Raw genomic sequence first — 16,532 nt, forward strand, 5'->3', positions numbered from 1 at the left:
CCGCTGTGGCTCTGGGACTGATCCCGACAACCGGCATTCCCGATGCCGTTTATCAGTTACGGCGGTTCAGCTTTGGTCTCCCACCTGGGCGCGGTCGGGATTTTACTCAATATATCGGCACAGGGTTCGAGATCTTTTGCCAATTATCCCAATAGTGGTCTGTATAAAAAACGTATCAGCACATTGCCGTTTCAGGGAACCTCAAAAATGAAACAGCGCAAGGAACACTCATATGACTGAATCGCGGACATATATCCTCGCCGGCGGCGGCACAGGCGGGCATCTTTATCCGGCGCTGGCCATTGCAGAAATGATAAAACGCAATCAACCCGATTGTGATATTCATTTTATCGGCACGGCAAGAGGGGTGGAAACCCGGGTCGTGCCAAAGCAGGGTTACCCGCTGCATCTCATCGCAGTCCGCGGCGTCGCCCGAAATCGTTTCTGGATGAATGTCTCTGTTCCGTTTCGGCTGCTCTGCAGTCTGGTTCAAAGCCGCAACCTCTTGAAACAGCTGAACCCTGTCATTGTCATCGGGACCGGCGGTTACGTGAGCGGCCCGATTTTGTATATGGCGCAAGCCATGAATATCCCGACTCTGATCCAGGAACAAAACAGTTATCCCGGTATCACCACTCGACTGCTGGCCAAACGCGCGGATCGGGTGCATTTAAGTTTCGAGTCCTCTCTCAACTGGCTCAAGCGTCATGACAATTGTCGGATCACTGGAAATCCGGTCAGGCGGCCAGCTGAGCTGTCAAAGCAACAGGCCCGCCGGGCATTTGGACTGCACTCTGATAAACTGACCGTGCTGATTTTTGGTGGCAGTCAGGGTGCGCATGCCGTCAATCAGGCGGTGCTGGAAATTATTGATCCGCTTATTGCAGATGAGATTCAGCTCATCTGGGGAACCGGTGAGGCGGACGAATCCATGATCCGTTCATCTGTATCGGACAAACCGGTGTGGCTGAATGCGTTCATTGATGATATGCCCGCTGCTTATCGTGCTGCGGATCTGGCTGTGACCCGGGCCGGCGCGATGACACTGGCCGAACTGGCTGTGAATCAGATACCGTCACTGTTAATTCCGTATCCGTATGCTGCTGCCGATCATCAGCTGAATAACGCCAAAGCGCTGGTAGAAAAAGGCGCAGCTGTGGTCATCGAACAAAAAGATTTGCATTCAGGACTATTGCTGAAAAACATCAAAGCGCTGCTGCAGGATGACCAAAAACGAGCCGCAATGGCGCAACGGGCGGGGGAGATGGCCTTTCCCGATGCCGCAAAAGATTTGTATGGTTCTATTCAGGAGGTGAGTAAATCATGAAAACATGTCAGAAATCCCATAACGGCCTGCGTCCTCATTTGGCCTTAATGGTCACGCTTATTATTGCGGCAGTTGTGATCAATCACATGATGATCCAGGCTCCTGCTGTGAAAAGAACTGCCGATATAAATATTCGGACAGCCGGAACCGGTCAGATTCGTCAAAATGAACAGATGCCGGCTGCCATACAAAAGAGCGTCCTGGATAACCGGAAAAAAACTCATGACCGTGAAACTGTTTTGTCCAGGGCCGTTGCGCTATTCAGAACCGACAGGTTTTATCTGATTGACAAAAACGGTTCAATTCTGGCTCCTGTGGATTCGGTCGGTTTTGTGGACATGCCTATTTTATCCGGCCAGTCACTGGAGATCGACTCGATGTCGGGCGTACTCACAGGACCATTTATCAGTGATGCGCTGAATTTTACAAGGTTGTTAAAAACCTATCCGGACCTGTATGCGCAGTGTTCCGAGATTATTATCGATGATGAAAAAGGTGTTGTAGCGTTTATGGATTGGGATGATGTGCTTCCGATTATTCTAGGGAGCCGGGATATGGAACGTAAACTACATAAACTCGATGTTTTATCCAGACATGTTCATACCGTGCCGGAAATTCGCAAAGCCCGTTATGTGGCACTTGCGTATCGCCGGGCGCGCTGTTGTAAAAAAGAATACATAAAGGAAAGTGAGGCCAATTATGGCACAACAGGATATTATCGTTGGTGTAGATATTGGCACCACAAAAATCGGCTGTATCATTGCCGAAGTGAGTGATACAAACACGGTCAAGATTATCGGTGTCGGCAACAGTGAATCCGAAGGTCTGCGCTATGGCGTGGTTGTGGATGTGGATAAAACCGTAAAGTCCATCCAGACCGCGATCCAGCGCGCCGAGGATATGGCTGATGTCGATGTGGATACTGTTTTCGCCGGCATCGCCGGTGATCATATTCGTAGTATCAACGGCCGCGGTGTGGTCGCCGTTTCCGGTGAAGGCAATGAAGTCACCCAGGAAGATGTGCGCCGGGTTGTGGATGCCGCCAAGGCGGTGGCTCTGCCCATTGACCGGGAGATTATTCATATATTGCCTCAGGAATTTATGGTTGATGATATGAAAGGCATTCGCCATCCGGTCGGCATGAAGGGCGTTCGTCTGGAAGCCGAAGTGCATATTGTAACCGGCGCCATCGCATCCGCGCAGAATATTCACCGCTGTATCGAAAAAGCCGGTTACGAAGTAGCCGACCTGGTGCTGGAACCGCTGGCGTCCAGTCATTCTGTTCTTACCGATGATGAAAAGGAACTGGGCTGCATCCTCATTGATATTGGCGGCGGCACCTCGGACATCGCCATGTTTTACGAAGGATGTATCCGGCATACGTCAGTCGTGGCTCTGGGCGGACGCAATATTACCAATGATCTGGCGATTGTGTTGCGCACTCCTATTGAAGAAGCGGAACGGCTTAAAATCAAACATGGCCATTGCATGCATCAGGATAACGAGCGTGACAAAATGATCACCATACCGGATGTGAACAAGGTGTCTGACCGCAAAATCTCTTCAGGGTTGCTGGTTGATGTCATCCAGCCGCGTGTGGCGGAGATATTGACGTTGGCTCATGAAGAAATCAAAAAATCAGATTACATCAATCTCATGACCACCGGTGTTGTTCTGACCGGCGGCGGTATGCTGGTTGCCGGTACATTGGAAATAGCAGAGGATGTTTTTAATATGCCGGTTAAAATGGGCGTGCCGCAGGGCTTTACCGGAATGATCGAGGAAGCGCGCACACCGCAGTATGCAACCGGTGTCGGCCTGGTCCAGTATGCAGTCAAGCATCAGGATGAGATTAAGGAGAATCTGCAGAACGGAAATACCGGCGGATTCGAAACCATCAAAAAACGATTCAGAAGATGGTTCAATACAGTGAGTACAATTTGAAACGGGATCAATAATTGTCAAAGCACGTTGGTGCGATGACGAAAGGAGTGGGTTATGAACATAGCAATCGATATTGACGACACACAAAAATCACGGGCTGTCTTGCGCGTGGTGGGTGTTGGCGGCGCCGGTGGAAACGCCATCAACCGCATGGTGGATGAAGGTCTGCGCGGTGTAGAGTTTGTTGCCATTAACACGGACGAAAAAACAGGCTTCCAGACATGTCCGGCAAAGCTTCCACGCCGAAAGATTCAGATCGGCAACCAAAACCACCCAGGCGCTCGGCGCCGGGGCGGACCCGGACAAAGGGCGCCGGGCGGCTGAAGAAGACCGCACGGCCATTCACGAAGTACTGGCCGGATCCAATATGGTGTTTATTACCGGCGGCATGGGCGGCGGAACCGGAACCGGAGCCGCGCCCGTCGTTGCCGAAGTGGCCAAGGATATTGGCGCTCTGACCGTCGGTATTGTCACCACACCGTGTTTCTTTGAAGGCCCCGAAAACGCATGGAACGTTCGCAAAAAGGTGTTGAAGAATTCAAACCCATGGTGGATACGCTGATTGCGGTGCCCAACGAACGCCTGATTCAGATTGTGCCCAAAGCCACACCGCTCAACGAGGGAATCCGCTACGCGGATGAAATTCTGTTCAGCGCCACAAAGGGTATTTCGGATCTGATTACCATTCCCGGACTGATCAATCTGGACTTTGCCGATATCGTTACCGTAATGCATGAAGCCGGTGACAGCCTGATGGGAACCGCAGCCATCGCCGGGGAAGAACGGGCGCGGATCGCTGCGGAACAGGCGATTACCAGCCCTCTGCTTGAAAATGTATCCATCAGCGGCGCGCGCGGACTGTTGGTGAATATCACCGGCGGACCGGATATGACCCTGCATCAGGTGAACGATGCCGCCAGCATTATACAGGAAGAAGCCGGACCCAATGCCAATCTGATTCTGGGCGCGGTCATTGATCCGGAAATACAGGATGAAATTCGTATCACCGTCATTGCAACCGGTCTGACTTCGGAACAAAAGCGGCATTCACAGATCGCTCTGAACCGGCCCAAAACCGACCACTCGCGTTACCGCACCTATGACCGCCGCGAGATTCCGGCTATTGACCGTCTCGATGAAATCAATCGCGAAAAGGAAAACGTGCGCAAAGAAAAACCACAGGAACCCGATCCTGAAAACGGCGGCAATGGGATGCAAAAAAAATCCGCGTTTGAACGCGAAAAAGAACTGACGCAACGCAACGAACAGGCCCGAATTACCTTTGTGAACAGTGACCAGGATTCGGATGAATTTAATCCCGATGACCTGGATATTCCGGCTTGCCGCCGCAAACGCTTGAACGTTTTAAGATAACCCCACTCCATATTGTGGCGCCATGTATTTCAGAAAAGTTCTGGATACGGCCACAGTTGCTGTTGGACCGGGCCTGTTTACCCGCAGGCCCGGTTTTTTCGTAAAATCTTGATGCTATACAGAAACTGTTCAAAAAGGATAACCGCATCGAGTTCGAGCTTCAGGGGTATTTACCATGCGTTAATCCGGCCTGGTCGGGTAGGCTGTGAGCATGGCGGTGCTCAATCGAGCGGCCCGGCTCAACCGCCCACGAATGAATCAGCCGGTTGGCGGAGGCGCTCCGTGGGCTCAGCAACGAAAGGGTGCTCAAGCACCCTATCCTTAGTGTGAATCCAAAGCTATTGGTGAAAATTGTTTTAATTGTAACCTTTGCAAGTAACCATAACGTTAGCCTCCGCCACCTGGCGGAGGCTTTCTTTTCTGAGCCCCGGTGTTCACGCCGGGGCGGAGCGCGGTTCACGGTTTGCAATGCCACAATGCTCAAACCCCGATCCCCGGTGCTGCGTCTGCCTGGTCCGTAGGGAAAAAATATCTATAGAACCAATGTGAACCCCATAAAGCACCCCGTCAGGGGCGCTTTATGCCGGAAACAGCAGTCACCGCTGCAAACGATTGATTCCGGGATGTGCTGAAAGGGATTTCCCAGCCCCTGATCAACATGACGCCTGTCGCGTCCCTGCCGGGACGCCGGTTACGAACGACGATGGTTGCTATAGATATGCCGTCCCTGCCGGGACGTGGATTGTGCAAAGTTTCATCAGACCGAGTGTTTCACGGATTTGAAAATGCCTGTTTTTTGAAAATAGCGGCGCGCGATGGGTGACAGGGACTGCGCTGCTGCCACGGATTTATACGTAATCAAAAGCAAAAATTATACGTAATCTTCTTGTCTGCTTTTCCGTGGCCACAGCAGTGCGGCCCCGCGCCACTATTCCATTCCATGCCGTCGATGCCCCTGTCCCGTAGGGACAAAATATCTATAGCCTGAAACAGCCACAAAAAAAAGCACCCCTTTAGGGGGCGCCATATGCTTTTGTAAAATGGTTTTTTACATCAAAGAACTAAAAATGCGACCCGAAAAAATCAGATCGCTTTCATCACCTTGCCGGAACGCAAACAACGCGTACAGACAAAAGCGCGTTTCGTGGACTCTCCGTCCTTGATGCGCATCTTTTGCAAATTGGGCATCCAGCGGCGTTTGTTCAGATTGTGAGCGTGACTGACATTATTGCCGACCGACGGACCTTTGCCGCATATTTCACATTTTTTGGACATAATAGACTCCTGTATTCAAAATATCTGATTTTCAAGTTTATAGTTTAAGAGTTTTTATTGATAAAATCAAGATAAAAATACGGGTTACAGTAAAAAATAGATCGGTTTGCAAAATGACTATCATTTGACCGGACTGCTGTGATGAGGACAAAAAAACTTTTTATAACTCATACGCGTGTATCATTCGGAAAAAAATAAACCCGTGTCTTGACTTTTGATTATTAAATAATTAGTTTTTGTAAAGTTATGTGATTAACTCATAAAAGGATGCATCTAAACATAAAGAACATAAAATCAGAGTCTTGAACCGCAGGCGCTAACGAATCATTTTATGTCTTTATGTTTTTACTTGATTAAAAACGAATTTCGCTTTAAATTTTACTTCCATTTCGCTCTTTATGGAGTGACATGGCGAAGCTGTATCCCGTAACCATAAGTTGCACGTATTGCCTGTTTTTCCGCACAAAACAATCAAAGGAAATTATGACCCCCCTCAATTTCGGACTCATCGGCGCAGCCGGATACATTGCGCCCAGACATCTTCAGGCCATTCGCGATACCGGCAACGACCTAATTGCTGCTCTGGATGTCAGTGATTCAGTCGGTATCCTGGACCGCTATTTTGACAATGTTGATTTTTTTACTGAATTTGAGCGCTATGACCGGCACGTGGGCTTGTTGCGCAAGCGCCTGCCGGAGCGCGCTGTAAAATATGTCAGTATCTGCACCCCCAATTATTTGCACGATGCCCATATTCGATTTGCGCTTCGCAATGATGCCGATGCCATCTGCGAGAAACCGCTGGTCTTGAATCCCTGGAACCTCGATGCCCTGAACGAAGATGAAAAAGAAACCGGCTGCCGGGTTTACAACATTCTGCAGCTGCGTGTGCATCCGGCGATTATGAAATTGAAACAGGATTATGGCCACTCCTCTTCAAAACGCCATCAGATTGAATTGACCTATATTACCGGCCGCGGCAACTGGTATCATTATTCCTGGAAAGGAGACGTGCACAAATCAGGCGGTGTGAGCACCAATATCGGGATTCACTTTTTTGACATGCTCATGTGGATATTCGGAAGCGTGCAGCGCAGCGCTGTGCATCTGTCTGAAAAATGCAAGGCAGCCGGATTTTTGCAATTGAAAAATGCCGACGTCCGCTGGTTTTTATCTGTGGACAAGACAGATTTACCCGAAAGCGCCGTCAGGCAGGGCAGTCCACTTTCGCTGTATTAAAGTCAATGATCAGCAACTGGAATTTTCCGGTGGATTCACCGATCTGCACACTATTGTATACAGGGATATCCTGGACGGCAAAGGCTATGGTCTGGAAGCGGCCCGGCCCTCGATTGAGCTGGCCTATGATATCCGCAATGCACAAACAGAAAAAGGCGATCCGGATGAATGGCACCGGCTTTTAAAACAAACCCGGCACACAGAGGTTAACCGGCTTTGCTGAATGGCCAAATCGAAAAAGAACTTGATTTTAAGCTTTGTCCTGATTACCTTTCAGGGATATGAGAGGTCATGCAGGTTCTGATGTCAGGTGTGATACATCAAATCCCCTCCCAACCGCGAAAAGACACGATTTCACCAAAAGATGGCACAGAACGAAATAGTTTTCCTTCTTTTGATGTTATTAATTCTCAACTGATTAATGTGAGACTGCTATGAAATTGAAATGTTGCGTCGTTTTTCTTTTATTTTTATTATTTATCGCTCAGCCCATCGCTTCGCAGGACCGGATCATCAAGCCGGGTGATTCTATTGAAATCATGGTCTACGGACACCAGGAATTAAGCCGCATCGTCACCGTGGGAGCGGACGGTTCTGTCGATTTTCCGTTCATGCAGAACATCCCGGTCGACGGCATGACCATAGAGGAACTGCGCCGCTTTATGGTTGCGCAGTTGTCAAAATACCTGGACGGCCAGCCCGTGGTCACGGTCAGCTTTACCGAAAGTCAGCTGATCCGGGTCAGTGTACTCGGATATGTACACAGTCCCGGCACCGTACAACTGCCGCTCAGCGGAACCCTGCAGGAAGCTGTCAGCAAAGCCGGCGGACCCCTCGATGGCGCCAAAATGGACAAAGTCACCCTGATTCGCAAAGAAGACGGCGCCACCAAACGCCGTGAATTCAATCTGGTGTTTCTGAATCTGCTCGGCGATATGCAGCAGAATCCCACGCTCCGGGATCAAGATATTGTCCTGGTCACCGGCAATCCCATATTCGCCGGCGTCAAGGTCATCGGAGCGGTCAATGATCCCGGCATCTATGACGTGTTTTACGGCGCCACGGTGCTGGACATGATCTTCAAAGCCGGCGGCTTGAGCGAAGACGCGGATATCAGCGCCGTGCGCTATGTCTCGCCGTTGAAAAAGCGCTCGCGCGAAGTCCGGTCAATTTGCAGGAATACTACCGAATACCGCACGGCTATGAACTGCCGGTGGTGAATGCGGGGGATATTATTATTATTCCGGAACAGGGGGAATCATTGTGGCGGAATATTGTCAGCGTTGTGCGCGATATTTCCGGATTTGCCAGTTTGTTTACCATGGCATATTATATTATTCGCATACAGAACGAGAGCAATTAGAGAGGAGGCGGGGGTATGCAGAACGGTCAAATAAACGGTTCGGAACACAAGGAATGGAAGCTTGAGGATTATCTGGATCTGGTCCTCCGGCGGCGCTGGTTGATTTTGATTGTGTTTGTTCTTGTCGCCGGCGTGACCGCATTTTACGCCTTGTCCCGTCCTGAACAATATGCCTCGTCCATTACCTTTTCGAATTGATATGCAGAGCCAGTATTCCGGTCTTAGCGGCTCGGATAATGTGTCGTCCTATTATTATTACATGCGCAGCAATAATTTGCGCTATTATCAGGCGTTGCTCAGCAGCGCGCCGTTTCGCGAACAGGTGATCCGCGAGGCCTTGTCGGACAGTACACTGAATGCCCGGGGCGGTATCCGGACAGAAACGATTCAGCAAATTTTAAACTCCGGACTGACTTTGAGTAAACCGGAAGAGTATTCCAATTTAATGAATATGCGGTTGACGGCCTATGACCCGGTGGTTTGCTACAGAATTGCCGTTATTGCTGCAGATGCTTTTAAACAGCGATCACGCAATATCGAGCAGGAACAGTCCCAGAATGTCGTCGAATACGTCGAGAGTCAGAAACGCGAGGCGGAAAAAAATCTGGAAAAAGCGGAAACCGAGCTGCAGGAATTTAAAAACGAGACCAATATTACCATCAGCGATGCCAGCGACGGTATCCTGCAGCGTCTGAACGAGATCGAATCCAGGATTACCGAGATCGAGACCAAACGCCGGCTGGCTGAGGAGAATCTCAAAACCTATAACCTGCGTCTGGCGCAGATGCAGGGTAAGAGTTCACCCGGTATGCTGGATATGGAAGCCCCGCATGTTAAAGAACTGCGCATGGATATCCAAAACCTTGAAGAACAGATTTACCAGCTGCAGGAAGCCGGGGATGAGGGCTCGGAAGATCTGACGCGTCTGCAAACTCAGCTGAGTACCAAAAAAGATCAATTGCGCGCTGCTGTCCTGCAGGCCGGGGAGGGGGAGCAGGAACCGGTCTTGGGCGCGGATGACAATACCTTTGCCGTACTGCGCGAACGCAAGATCAATGAAGAGCTGGAGCTGTATTCACTGAAAAACGAAGAGCGCTTTTACAAGCAACTGCTGCGTAATTACCAGAGCCGTCACCCCCAATGTCCTCGAGCACGCCATCAAGCTCGCCAAACTGCAGCGCGCCAAAACGGTTTCGGAAAATTTATATTCTTTTCTGATCACACAGGGTCAAAAAGCCAAAATTCAGGCGGAAACCGGCACCGGCGGCGTCCTCATCGTCTCTCCGGCCGCCATGCCCGGCGCGCCCATTCCGGATAACAGCACCCGAAATATTATGGTCGGATTGATCCTCGGCCTCGGATTGGGACTGGGACTCGCCTTTGCCATGGATTATTTTGACAAATCCGTGCGCACCATAGAAGACATCGAACGCTATACCGGCAAGTCGGTGCTCGGAACCATCCCGGATATCAACCGGGTGCGCGTCAAACGCTCCGGTTCGTCAAAACCGTCCGTTCCGAAAAACGGCCACAACGGCACGACGGAGCATGCTTATCAGCTGCTGCCGGCTATCGGTTCACGCAATCCGCTTGTAGAAGCCTATCGCAGCTTGCGCACCGATCTGCAGTTTGTCAATGTGGACGAGCCGCTCAAAAGCGTCATGATCACCAGTTCGGTGCCCGGCGAGGGCAAAACGCTGACCACCGCCAATCTGGCTATTTCCTATGCGGAACTGGGCAAAAAAGTGCTCATTGTAGACGCCGATATGCGCAAGTCCATGCAGCACAGAATCTTTTCTATCGAAAAATCGCCCGGACTCTCGGACTGGCTGGCCCGCGATGATCTGGCCATCGATGACGTGATCCAAAACAGCGGCATCAGCAATCTGTCGATCATCACCGCCGGAACCACGCCGCCGAATCCCGCGGAAATGCTGGACAGTCAGAAAATGCGCCAATTGGTTGATGAACTGGAAACCAAATTTGAACTGGTGTTGTTCGATTCGCCGCCTCTGACCGTGGTCAGCGATCCGCGCATCATGTCCACCCGCATTAAAAATGTACTGCTGGTGGTGCGCGCCGATTATACCAAATATCCGGCCGTGCAGACCGCTGTCAATCTGGTTACCAATCTGGATGCAAAAATTCTCGGCGCCATCCTCAACGGCGTCGGACGCAGCAAAGGATACGGATATTACAATTACCGCTATTCGTATTACAATTACAGTTATTATTATTCGCATGACGGCGGCAAGAAAAAGAACAAAAGCAACCGTACAAAAGCCCTCAAAGACAAGGTGACAAAAAGCAAAGTATAAAAATCGCAAGGTCTGAAAGTCGAAAAGTATAAGCTCTCCAGTTGGCTTTTGCTGACTTGATCTTTGACGTTATGACTTTATAGCTTTACGACTTTGCTTTGGACTTTAACTCAGCACTGATTGCAAACCGCCCAAGAATGAATCCGCTGACTTTTTGACTTGACCTAAAATTGATAAACATCCAATACACCAAACACGCTCTTGAAAAAACAAAAGCACGAAAAATTGCATCGCAGCATATACGAGACTGTGTGATGGAACCGGATTGGACAGAACAAGATAAAATAGACAAGACGCTGATTCATTATATTAAAGAGACAGATAACAAATATTTAAGAGTAATCGGACGTCGTAAAGATAATAATTTGTTGCTGATTAGCGTCTTTTTTGACAGGCGGTTATTGAGGAAAATCAATAATGATAATGATTAATTATGATAAGCATGGCGATGTCTTGGAAATAAAGTTTTCTGAAAACGAGGTCGAGAGCAGTGAATACTTGCAGGAAACAGGATTTGTGGTGGATTATGACAAGGCCGGAAAACTGATTTCCGTAGAAGTTTTGTCCTTTAGTAAGAGAGTCGATGACAAGCAGGTTATAGAAGCCATTGCAAGTTAAAAAATGATGTGGAGCAAGTCTGAGGTCTGAAAGTCAAAAGCCTTTTAGGCGGCTTTTACTGCCTCTTGATTTTTTATTATTCATATTTGACAGACTAAAAATATTATGCCTTTAATAAAAAAATACGATTCATTTGATAAAGCCGAAAAGGCGGATGTTGAATATTGGCAATCCTTGTCCGGTGAAGAAAAATTAGTTATTTTAGAAGGCATTCGACAACAATATTGGGCGTTTCAAAATGAACATCCCTCAAGACTACAAAGAGTTTATAGAATTATTAAACGGAAAACGCGTTAAATATCTTATCATCGGCGGGTATGCTGTCGGATATCACAGTCGACCCAAATTTACGAATGCTATTGATTTTTGGATTGAAAACAGTGCGCAAAATGCGGATAAAATATTAAAAGCGCTGAGAGAATTCGGATTCTCTGATTTAGACATCGAACAAAGAGATCTGATTGATCCTGACAAGGTTATTCAATTGGGATTTGCCCCTGTTCGTATCGATATTATTACAAGTATAGAGGGTGTAGACTTTGATGATGCATTCCAAAATAAACAATTGGCTCCTATTTGGGGGTAGAAGCATACTTTATTTCTAAAAAATATCTGATTATGACCAAAAAACAAGCGGGAAGAAAAAAAGATCAGGACGATATTGAATGGATCATAAAGTACTCGAAAGATTAAAGGTCTGAAAGTAAAAAACCTTTCAGGCGGCTTTTACTGGCTTTTATTTTTGACTTTGGACTTGACTTTTACCCGGCACTGATTGCAGACGACGAATAAATCCGCCGGTGGGCGGACACGGTCCGTGGGCTCAGAAACGAAAAAGAAAAGCCCCCTATTGCTCTGCAGCATTTTTTATGTACTTTGCGTTCTGACTTTTGATTTTCCGGCGATTGATTCTCATCATGCTAACCAAAAACACATTAAAAAACAAAATTACGTCTCACCTGCAAAGCAATGAAAATATCATCTTTGCCGTGACATTCGGATCATTTAATTCCCCAACGTTTGGAGAGTTGAGTGATATTGATATTGGTATCTTTTGCCGGAAAAAACTCGAATTGCTTGAATGGGGTGGACTCATTTCCCAATTGCAGTCATTGACTCAACGCAGGGTTGACCTGGTGCAGCTGAATGATCTTTACAATAAAAATCCATTGTTTAGCTACCAAATTATTACGCGTTCAGAATTGCTGTTCAGCACGGATGAAGGTGTGTGGATTGACTTTAAAACAAAGACATTTACGAGCTATTTTGATACACATAGATTGCGAGAAATGATCAACTCGATATTTTATAAACGAATATCTGAAAAAAAATTTGGGCAGCGCAATTATGCTTGAACGTTTAACGCAATTGGAAAACAATGTTAGCGAACTCTCGGCATTCAAAAAACAGCACGATTTGAGAGCTGTTCAATCCAGTCTGCAAACCCAATGGACACTACGATACGGCTTGTTTGAATCTATACAAATTGTTGTTGATATTGCTTGTCACTTGTCAGCAAAGTATAACCTCGGAAATCCGAAAATGTATTCAGAATGTATAGAACTGCTGACAAAACATAATTATATTAAAGAACCGCTGGCTGAACGACTGTACAGCATGGTCGGATTGCGTAATCTATTAATACACGAGTATGTTGAAATCGATGTTGAGCAGCTTTATTCATTTTTGAATTATTTGGATGATTTTGTGGTTTTTGCGCATGCTGTGAAAGAGTATGTTTAAAACCAGGTCAAAAGTCCAGTGTCTAAAAGTCCGAATGTCTGCAAGTTTAAAATCCAGCAATCGGCTTTTACTCTCTTTCACTCTTTGACGTTCCAATCTTTTGACTTTTGATTAAAATTACAGATCATAAAATTTCACACACTGAATTGCTGCAGCTTTGCCGTGCTCATTTCGACACAATGGTCAAGTTTGTGGTGGATCTTGACAGCCATAAAGTCGCACTGGGCGGAGAAATGTATGCGGATGCCGAGGCGCTTTTGCTGCAGGATGGTTCAGATCAGTCCTCTCTATGGGGTGGGAATTTATATCCCTGGAATGATCCGGAACAGCGTATTGAATATACAAGCTTTATTAATATTCGACCCATGGATGACAATACGTCAATGGAAATACAGGATGATTTGATTAAAAAATCTGTAAAAACATTAACCGAAACCTGTATTTTAGGTTCTGATGAATTGCTGGAGGGTGCATGACACCGCTCTGGCATAAATCGCTAAAGAATCGATTTCACACGCTGCCCGAATTTCAGCAAATTCTCATGGTTGCGAACGAACTGAATCGCGCCCGAAACATGCGCGACGTGGAAGAAGAATACAAAAATGCCCTGGAACGGGCGCTCGAATTGATCGATTTTGTCTGCATGGACCCGCGCTGGAAACGAAAATTAGGCGAGTTGAGGCGGGCCCGTGAAGTGATGGCGATGTACTATTCAGATTCCGGACAGGATACAAAAATTCTGCAGCGCTGTTTGATTCAGCTTGAACCGGAAGCGTGGAAAAAAATCAGTCAAAAGGTCAGAAAGTCTAAAGTCTAATGTATAATGTCTGAAAGCTAAAAACTTCCAAGCGACTTTTACTGATTTATGATCTTTGACGTTATGACTTTTCGACCTTCTAACTTTCTGACCTTCTGACTTTTAACTTTTCGACTCTACTATGGGGATCTTGTGTTTGAGCACTGCACAACGTTTTGAGGAATTAAAAATCTGGCAGGACATCGCGGAGTTTGGTGAATCAAATCTATAATGACCTGTCTCATATCAAAGATTGGCCCTGTCGCGATCAAGTCCAGCGTGCTGCGATCTCAACCATGAACAACATTGCCGAAGGTTTCGAACGCAGCTCGGATGCGGATTTCCGCCGTTTTCTCATCATCGCCAAAGGTTCCTGCGGTGAAGTAAGGAGTATGACATACTTGCTGCAGGATTTAAACTATATCAATACAGCGAAAGCAGATAAATTACGAAATGCGGCAATCCAGCTCTCGGCACAAATCGGCAGTTTAATTAAATATTTGGGAAAGTCTAAAGTCTGAGGTCTGAAAGTCAAAAAACCTTCCCGGCAGTTTTATTGTCTTTTGTTTTTGATTCTGGACTTTCCGACTTTTCGACGTTTTGACTTTTGACTTTTCGACTTTTGACTTTTAAAAAGGAGCACCATCATGCCTGAACAATTCTCCACCAGCCCCGCCGGCGAAACATTTGCGTTACCCAAACCGGAAGAGTATCAACAGGAATTCGAGTTGTTGAAAACACGCGTCAACGCCGAACGCGACAAGGGCCGCGAAATTGTCGTGGTCATGGGCGTCGGGTTTGTCGGCGCGGTGATGGCGGCGATTGTCGCCGATACCACGGACGACAGCGGCGAGCCGAGCAAGTTTGTCATTGGCATGCAGCGGCCCAGTGTGCGCAGTTACTGGAAGATTCCGCTGCTGAACCGCGGCGTGTCCCCGGTCAAGGCCGAAGACCCGGAAGTGGAGCCGATGATCGAGCGCTGCGTCAAAACCAAAAAGACCCTGATGGCCACCTATAGTTACGAGGTCCTGTCTCTGGCCGATGTGGTGGTGGTGGATGTGCAGTGCGATTACGTCAAACACGATCTGGGCGATGTGCACACCGGGCATACGGATATGGCAGCCCTGGAAGCGTCTATCGGTGTGATCGCCGAGCATATTCAGCCCGAGGCCCTTGTGTTGATTGAAACCACGGTGGCGCCGGGAACCACGGAACAGGTCGCTTATCCCATTATGCGCAAGACGTTCAAAAAACGCGGAATCGATGCCGAGCCCCTGCTGGCGCACAGTTATGAACGCGTCATGCCCGGTCGCCATTACGTGGCCAGTATCCGCGATTTCTGGCGCGTCTGCTCCGGTATCAACGAAACCGCCAAACAACGCGTGGTGCGGTTTCTCAATGACGTGCTCAACACCGACGAATTTCCGTTGACGGTCATGGATCGGCCCATCGAATCCGAGACCGCCAAAATCGTGGAAAACAGTTACCGCGCCACCATTCTGGCGTTCATGGACGAATGGTCTCTGTTCGCCGAGCGCAACGGCGTCGATCTGCTCAAGGTCATCGAGGCGGTCAAGGTGCGACCGACGCACAGCAATATGATCTTTCCCGGACCCGGAATCGGCGGTTATTGTCTGCCCAAGGACGGCGGACTCGGCATGTGGGCCTACAAGCATATTCTCGGATTCGAAGATGATATTTTCAAGATCACGCCGCAGGCCATCAATATCAATGACACGCGCGGACTGCACGCCGCAGCCGTCACCCGCGATGCCATGCGCAATATGAACATCCCCATTGCCGCCGCCGATGTGCTGGTGCTGGGCGCCGCCTACCGCGAGGATGTCGGCGATACCCGTTACAGCGGCTCCGAAATCCTCATTCGCCGACTGACAGAAATGGGCGCCGAAATCCGTGTGCACGATCCGTATGTGGAACACTGGTGGGAATTTGAAAAACAGGATACCTATCCGGCCGCCGGACACAGCAAAGGCCGTTTTTTCCGCAGTCAGGAGAAACTCAAGGATATTCAAATCGAACCTGATCTGACAAAAGCCCTCAAAGATGCCGAAGCCGTGGTCTTTGCCGTACGTCACGAACAATATCTGAACCTGGAACCGGATAGCGTGGTCAAAGCGATTGGTCAGCCAGCTGCTATAGTCGATTGTTTCGGCATTCTGGACGATGCCAAAATCAAACGCTACTTTGAACTCGGATGTGAAGTCAAGGGACTGGGACGCGGGCATGTGAAGCGCATCAAGTCCAGGGTCCAAAAGTCGCGGTCTCTCAAAGTAAAACCTAAAGATGAAAGAAAGTTTCAAGATAAAATAGCTGTTGAAAATGGAAAAAGACAATATCGGTTGATTCTTTCTGGCAAGGCCGGGGAATCAGGTATTGAGCATTCGAGGTGTCGGTATGAGGTACGCGGTGCGGAGTATGAGGGCTGAGGTTTTTTGGATAGAATTTGAATTGTGCGGTTTTCGCCGCCCAAACTTTAACGAATGCCGGTCATTAGGAACTTGCCAGTCGTTCATA

Annotated in this window: 21 protein-coding genes and 1 pseudogene; 21 read left to right on the top strand and 1 reads right to left on the bottom strand. The window is 48.3% G+C overall.

The annotated features are described in order from the left end of the window. Positions 1 to 42: 42 nt before the first annotated feature. The 7 genes from U5R06_03540 (at position 43) to U5R06_03570 (ending at position 5,468) form a co-directional block, all read left to right on the top strand. Positions 43 to 240 carry a hypothetical protein gene (locus tag U5R06_03540; GenBank protein ID MDZ7721910.1) on the top strand — a complete coding sequence of 66 codons (198 nt, stop codon included), beginning with the start codon at positions 43 to 45 and terminating at the stop codon, positions 238 to 240. After that, positions 233 to 1,327 (top strand): undecaprenyldiphospho-muramoylpentapeptide beta-N-acetylglucosaminyltransferase, encoded by a 1,095-nt coding sequence (gene murG, locus U5R06_03545; GenBank protein MDZ7721911.1) that lies wholly within the window; start codon positions 233 to 235, stop codon positions 1,325 to 1,327. The genes U5R06_03540 and murG overlap by 8 nt, the downstream gene beginning before the upstream one ends. Next, on the top strand, positions 1,324 to 2,103 hold the full coding sequence (locus tag U5R06_03550) for a cell division protein FtsQ/DivIB (GenBank protein MDZ7721912.1): 780 nt from the start codon (positions 1,324 to 1,326) through the stop codon (positions 2,101 to 2,103). Before murG ends, U5R06_03550 begins: the two co-directional genes overlap by 4 nt. Then, positions 2,027 to 3,271 (top strand): cell division protein FtsA, encoded by a 1,245-nt coding sequence (ftsA, locus tag U5R06_03555; GenBank protein MDZ7721913.1) that lies wholly within the window; start codon positions 2,027 to 2,029, stop codon positions 3,269 to 3,271. Before U5R06_03550 ends, ftsA begins: the two co-directional genes overlap by 77 nt. Positions 3,272 to 3,455: 184 nt before the next feature. After that, complete coding sequence (locus tag U5R06_03560) at positions 3,456 to 3,833, top strand: hypothetical protein (protein MDZ7721914.1); 378 nt, start codon at positions 3,456 to 3,458, stop codon at positions 3,831 to 3,833. After that, positions 3,779 to 4,645 carry a cell division protein FtsZ gene (locus tag U5R06_03565; protein ID MDZ7721915.1) on the top strand — a complete coding sequence of 289 codons (867 nt, stop codon included), beginning with the start codon at positions 3,779 to 3,781 and terminating at the stop codon, positions 4,643 to 4,645. Before U5R06_03560 ends, U5R06_03565 begins: the two co-directional genes overlap by 55 nt. 625 nt (positions 4,646 to 5,270) lie before the next feature. Further along, positions 5,271 to 5,468, top strand: a complete 198-nt coding sequence (locus U5R06_03570; GenBank protein MDZ7721916.1) for a hypothetical protein — start codon at positions 5,271 to 5,273, stop codon at positions 5,466 to 5,468. A gap of 260 nt (positions 5,469 to 5,728) precedes the next feature. On the opposite strand, the gene rpmB is transcribed toward U5R06_03570, so the two are convergent. Then, positions 5,729 to 5,920: a 50S ribosomal protein L28 gene (gene rpmB / locus U5R06_03575; GenBank protein ID MDZ7721917.1), complete on the bottom strand. Its 192-nt coding sequence runs from the start codon at positions 5,918 to 5,920 to the stop codon at positions 5,729 to 5,731. 483 nt (positions 5,921 to 6,403) lie between these two features. Between rpmB and U5R06_03580 the strand changes: the two are divergent. From U5R06_03580 to U5R06_03645, 14 genes and pseudogenes are all read left to right on the top strand, one after another. Next, positions 6,404 to 7,382: pseudogene (locus U5R06_03580) on the top strand (Gfo/Idh/MocA family oxidoreductase). A gap of 211 nt (positions 7,383 to 7,593) precedes the next feature. Continuing rightward, a complete protein-coding gene (locus U5R06_03585; GenBank protein MDZ7721918.1) occupies positions 7,594 to 8,379 on the top strand; it encodes an SLBB domain-containing protein in 786 nt (261 codons plus the stop codon). Continuing rightward, a complete protein-coding gene (locus U5R06_03590; protein MDZ7721919.1) occupies positions 8,331 to 8,522 on the top strand; it encodes a hypothetical protein in 192 nt (63 codons plus the stop codon). The genes U5R06_03585 and U5R06_03590 overlap by 49 nt, the downstream gene beginning before the upstream one ends. Before the next feature lie 15 nt (positions 8,523 to 8,537). Further along, positions 8,538 to 8,720: a Wzz/FepE/Etk N-terminal domain-containing protein gene (locus U5R06_03595; GenBank protein MDZ7721920.1), complete on the top strand. Its 183-nt coding sequence runs from the start codon at positions 8,538 to 8,540 to the stop codon at positions 8,718 to 8,720. Continuing rightward, on the top strand, positions 8,692 to 9,840 hold the full coding sequence (locus U5R06_03600) for a hypothetical protein (protein ID MDZ7721921.1): 1,149 nt from the start codon (positions 8,692 to 8,694) through the stop codon (positions 9,838 to 9,840). The genes U5R06_03595 and U5R06_03600 overlap by 29 nt, the downstream gene beginning before the upstream one ends. Next, a complete protein-coding gene (locus U5R06_03605) occupies positions 9,740 to 10,840 on the top strand; it encodes a polysaccharide biosynthesis tyrosine autokinase (protein MDZ7721922.1) in 1,101 nt (366 codons plus the stop codon). The genes U5R06_03600 and U5R06_03605 overlap by 101 nt, the downstream gene beginning before the upstream one ends. A gap of 417 nt (positions 10,841 to 11,257) precedes the next feature. Next, entirely contained in the window at positions 11,258 to 11,458 is a 201-nt protein-coding gene (locus tag U5R06_03610) for a DUF2283 domain-containing protein (protein ID MDZ7721923.1), read from the top strand. Positions 11,459 to 11,696: 238 nt separating this feature from the next. Further along, entirely contained in the window at positions 11,697 to 12,044 is a 348-nt protein-coding gene (locus tag U5R06_03615; protein ID MDZ7721924.1) for a hypothetical protein, read from the top strand. Positions 12,045 to 12,375: 331 nt separating this feature from the next. Then, positions 12,376 to 12,813, top strand: coding sequence for a nucleotidyltransferase domain-containing protein (locus U5R06_03620; GenBank protein ID MDZ7721925.1), 438 nt, complete (start codon positions 12,376 to 12,378; stop codon positions 12,811 to 12,813). Then, positions 12,806 to 13,201, top strand: a complete 396-nt coding sequence (locus U5R06_03625; GenBank protein ID MDZ7721926.1) for a DUF86 domain-containing protein — start codon at positions 12,806 to 12,808, stop codon at positions 13,199 to 13,201. Before U5R06_03620 ends, U5R06_03625 begins: the two co-directional genes overlap by 8 nt. A 107-nt stretch (positions 13,202 to 13,308) precedes the next feature. After that, positions 13,309 to 13,677 carry a DUF5674 family protein gene (locus U5R06_03630; GenBank protein MDZ7721927.1) on the top strand — a complete coding sequence of 123 codons (369 nt, stop codon included), beginning with the start codon at positions 13,309 to 13,311 and terminating at the stop codon, positions 13,675 to 13,677. Further along, positions 13,674 to 14,018, top strand: a complete 345-nt coding sequence (locus U5R06_03635) for a hypothetical protein (protein ID MDZ7721928.1) — start codon at positions 13,674 to 13,676, stop codon at positions 14,016 to 14,018. Before U5R06_03630 ends, U5R06_03635 begins: the two co-directional genes overlap by 4 nt. A 194-nt stretch (positions 14,019 to 14,212) precedes the next feature. Beyond that, positions 14,213 to 14,518 (top strand): four helix bundle protein, encoded by a 306-nt coding sequence (locus U5R06_03640; protein MDZ7721929.1) that lies wholly within the window; start codon positions 14,213 to 14,215, stop codon positions 14,516 to 14,518. 126 nt (positions 14,519 to 14,644) lie between these two features. After that, on the top strand, positions 14,645 to 16,444 hold the full coding sequence (locus tag U5R06_03645; GenBank protein MDZ7721930.1) for a nucleotide sugar dehydrogenase: 1,800 nt from the start codon (positions 14,645 to 14,647) through the stop codon (positions 16,442 to 16,444). Positions 16,445 to 16,532 lie beyond the last annotated feature (88 nt).

The organism is candidate division KSB1 bacterium (assembly GCA_034521575.1).
Lineage (GTDB): Bacteria > Zhuqueibacterota > Zhuqueibacteria > Residuimicrobiales > Krinioviventaceae > JAXHMJ01.

Excerpts from the sequence above, each read along its gene's own strand:
- U5R06_03540 (MDZ7721910.1), top strand. The coding sequence starts at position 43 with ATGCCGTTTATCAGTTACGGCGGTTCAGCTTTGGTCTCCCACCTGGGC.
- murG (MDZ7721911.1), top strand. The coding sequence starts at position 233 with ATGACTGAATCGCGGACATATATCCTCGCCGGCGGCGGCACAGGCGGG.
- U5R06_03550 (MDZ7721912.1), top strand. The coding sequence starts at position 1,324 with ATGAAAACATGTCAGAAATCCCATAACGGCCTGCGTCCTCATTTGGCC.
- ftsA (MDZ7721913.1), top strand. The coding sequence starts at position 2,027 with ATGGCACAACAGGATATTATCGTTGGTGTAGATATTGGCACCACAAAA.
- U5R06_03565 (MDZ7721915.1), top strand. The coding sequence starts at position 3,779 with ATGGAACGTTCGCAAAAAGGTGTTGAAGAATTCAAACCCATGGTGGAT.
- rpmB (MDZ7721917.1), bottom strand. The coding sequence starts at position 5,920 with ATGTCCAAAAAATGTGAAATATGCGGCAAAGGTCCGTCGGTCGGCAAT.
- U5R06_03585 (MDZ7721918.1), top strand. The coding sequence starts at position 7,594 with ATGAAATTGAAATGTTGCGTCGTTTTTCTTTTATTTTTATTATTTATC.
- U5R06_03595 (MDZ7721920.1), top strand. The coding sequence starts at position 8,538 with ATGCAGAACGGTCAAATAAACGGTTCGGAACACAAGGAATGGAAGCTT.
- U5R06_03600 (MDZ7721921.1), top strand. The coding sequence starts at position 8,692 with ATGCCTCGTCCATTACCTTTTCGAATTGATATGCAGAGCCAGTATTCC.
- U5R06_03610 (MDZ7721923.1), top strand. The coding sequence starts at position 11,258 with ATGATAATGATTAATTATGATAAGCATGGCGATGTCTTGGAAATAAAG.
- U5R06_03615 (MDZ7721924.1), top strand. The coding sequence starts at position 11,697 with ATGAACATCCCTCAAGACTACAAAGAGTTTATAGAATTATTAAACGGA.
- U5R06_03620 (MDZ7721925.1), top strand. The coding sequence starts at position 12,376 with ATGCTAACCAAAAACACATTAAAAAACAAAATTACGTCTCACCTGCAA.
- U5R06_03625 (MDZ7721926.1), top strand. The coding sequence starts at position 12,806 with ATGCTTGAACGTTTAACGCAATTGGAAAACAATGTTAGCGAACTCTCG.
- U5R06_03635 (MDZ7721928.1), top strand. The coding sequence starts at position 13,674 with ATGACACCGCTCTGGCATAAATCGCTAAAGAATCGATTTCACACGCTG.
- U5R06_03645 (MDZ7721930.1), top strand. The coding sequence starts at position 14,645 with ATGCCTGAACAATTCTCCACCAGCCCCGCCGGCGAAACATTTGCGTTA.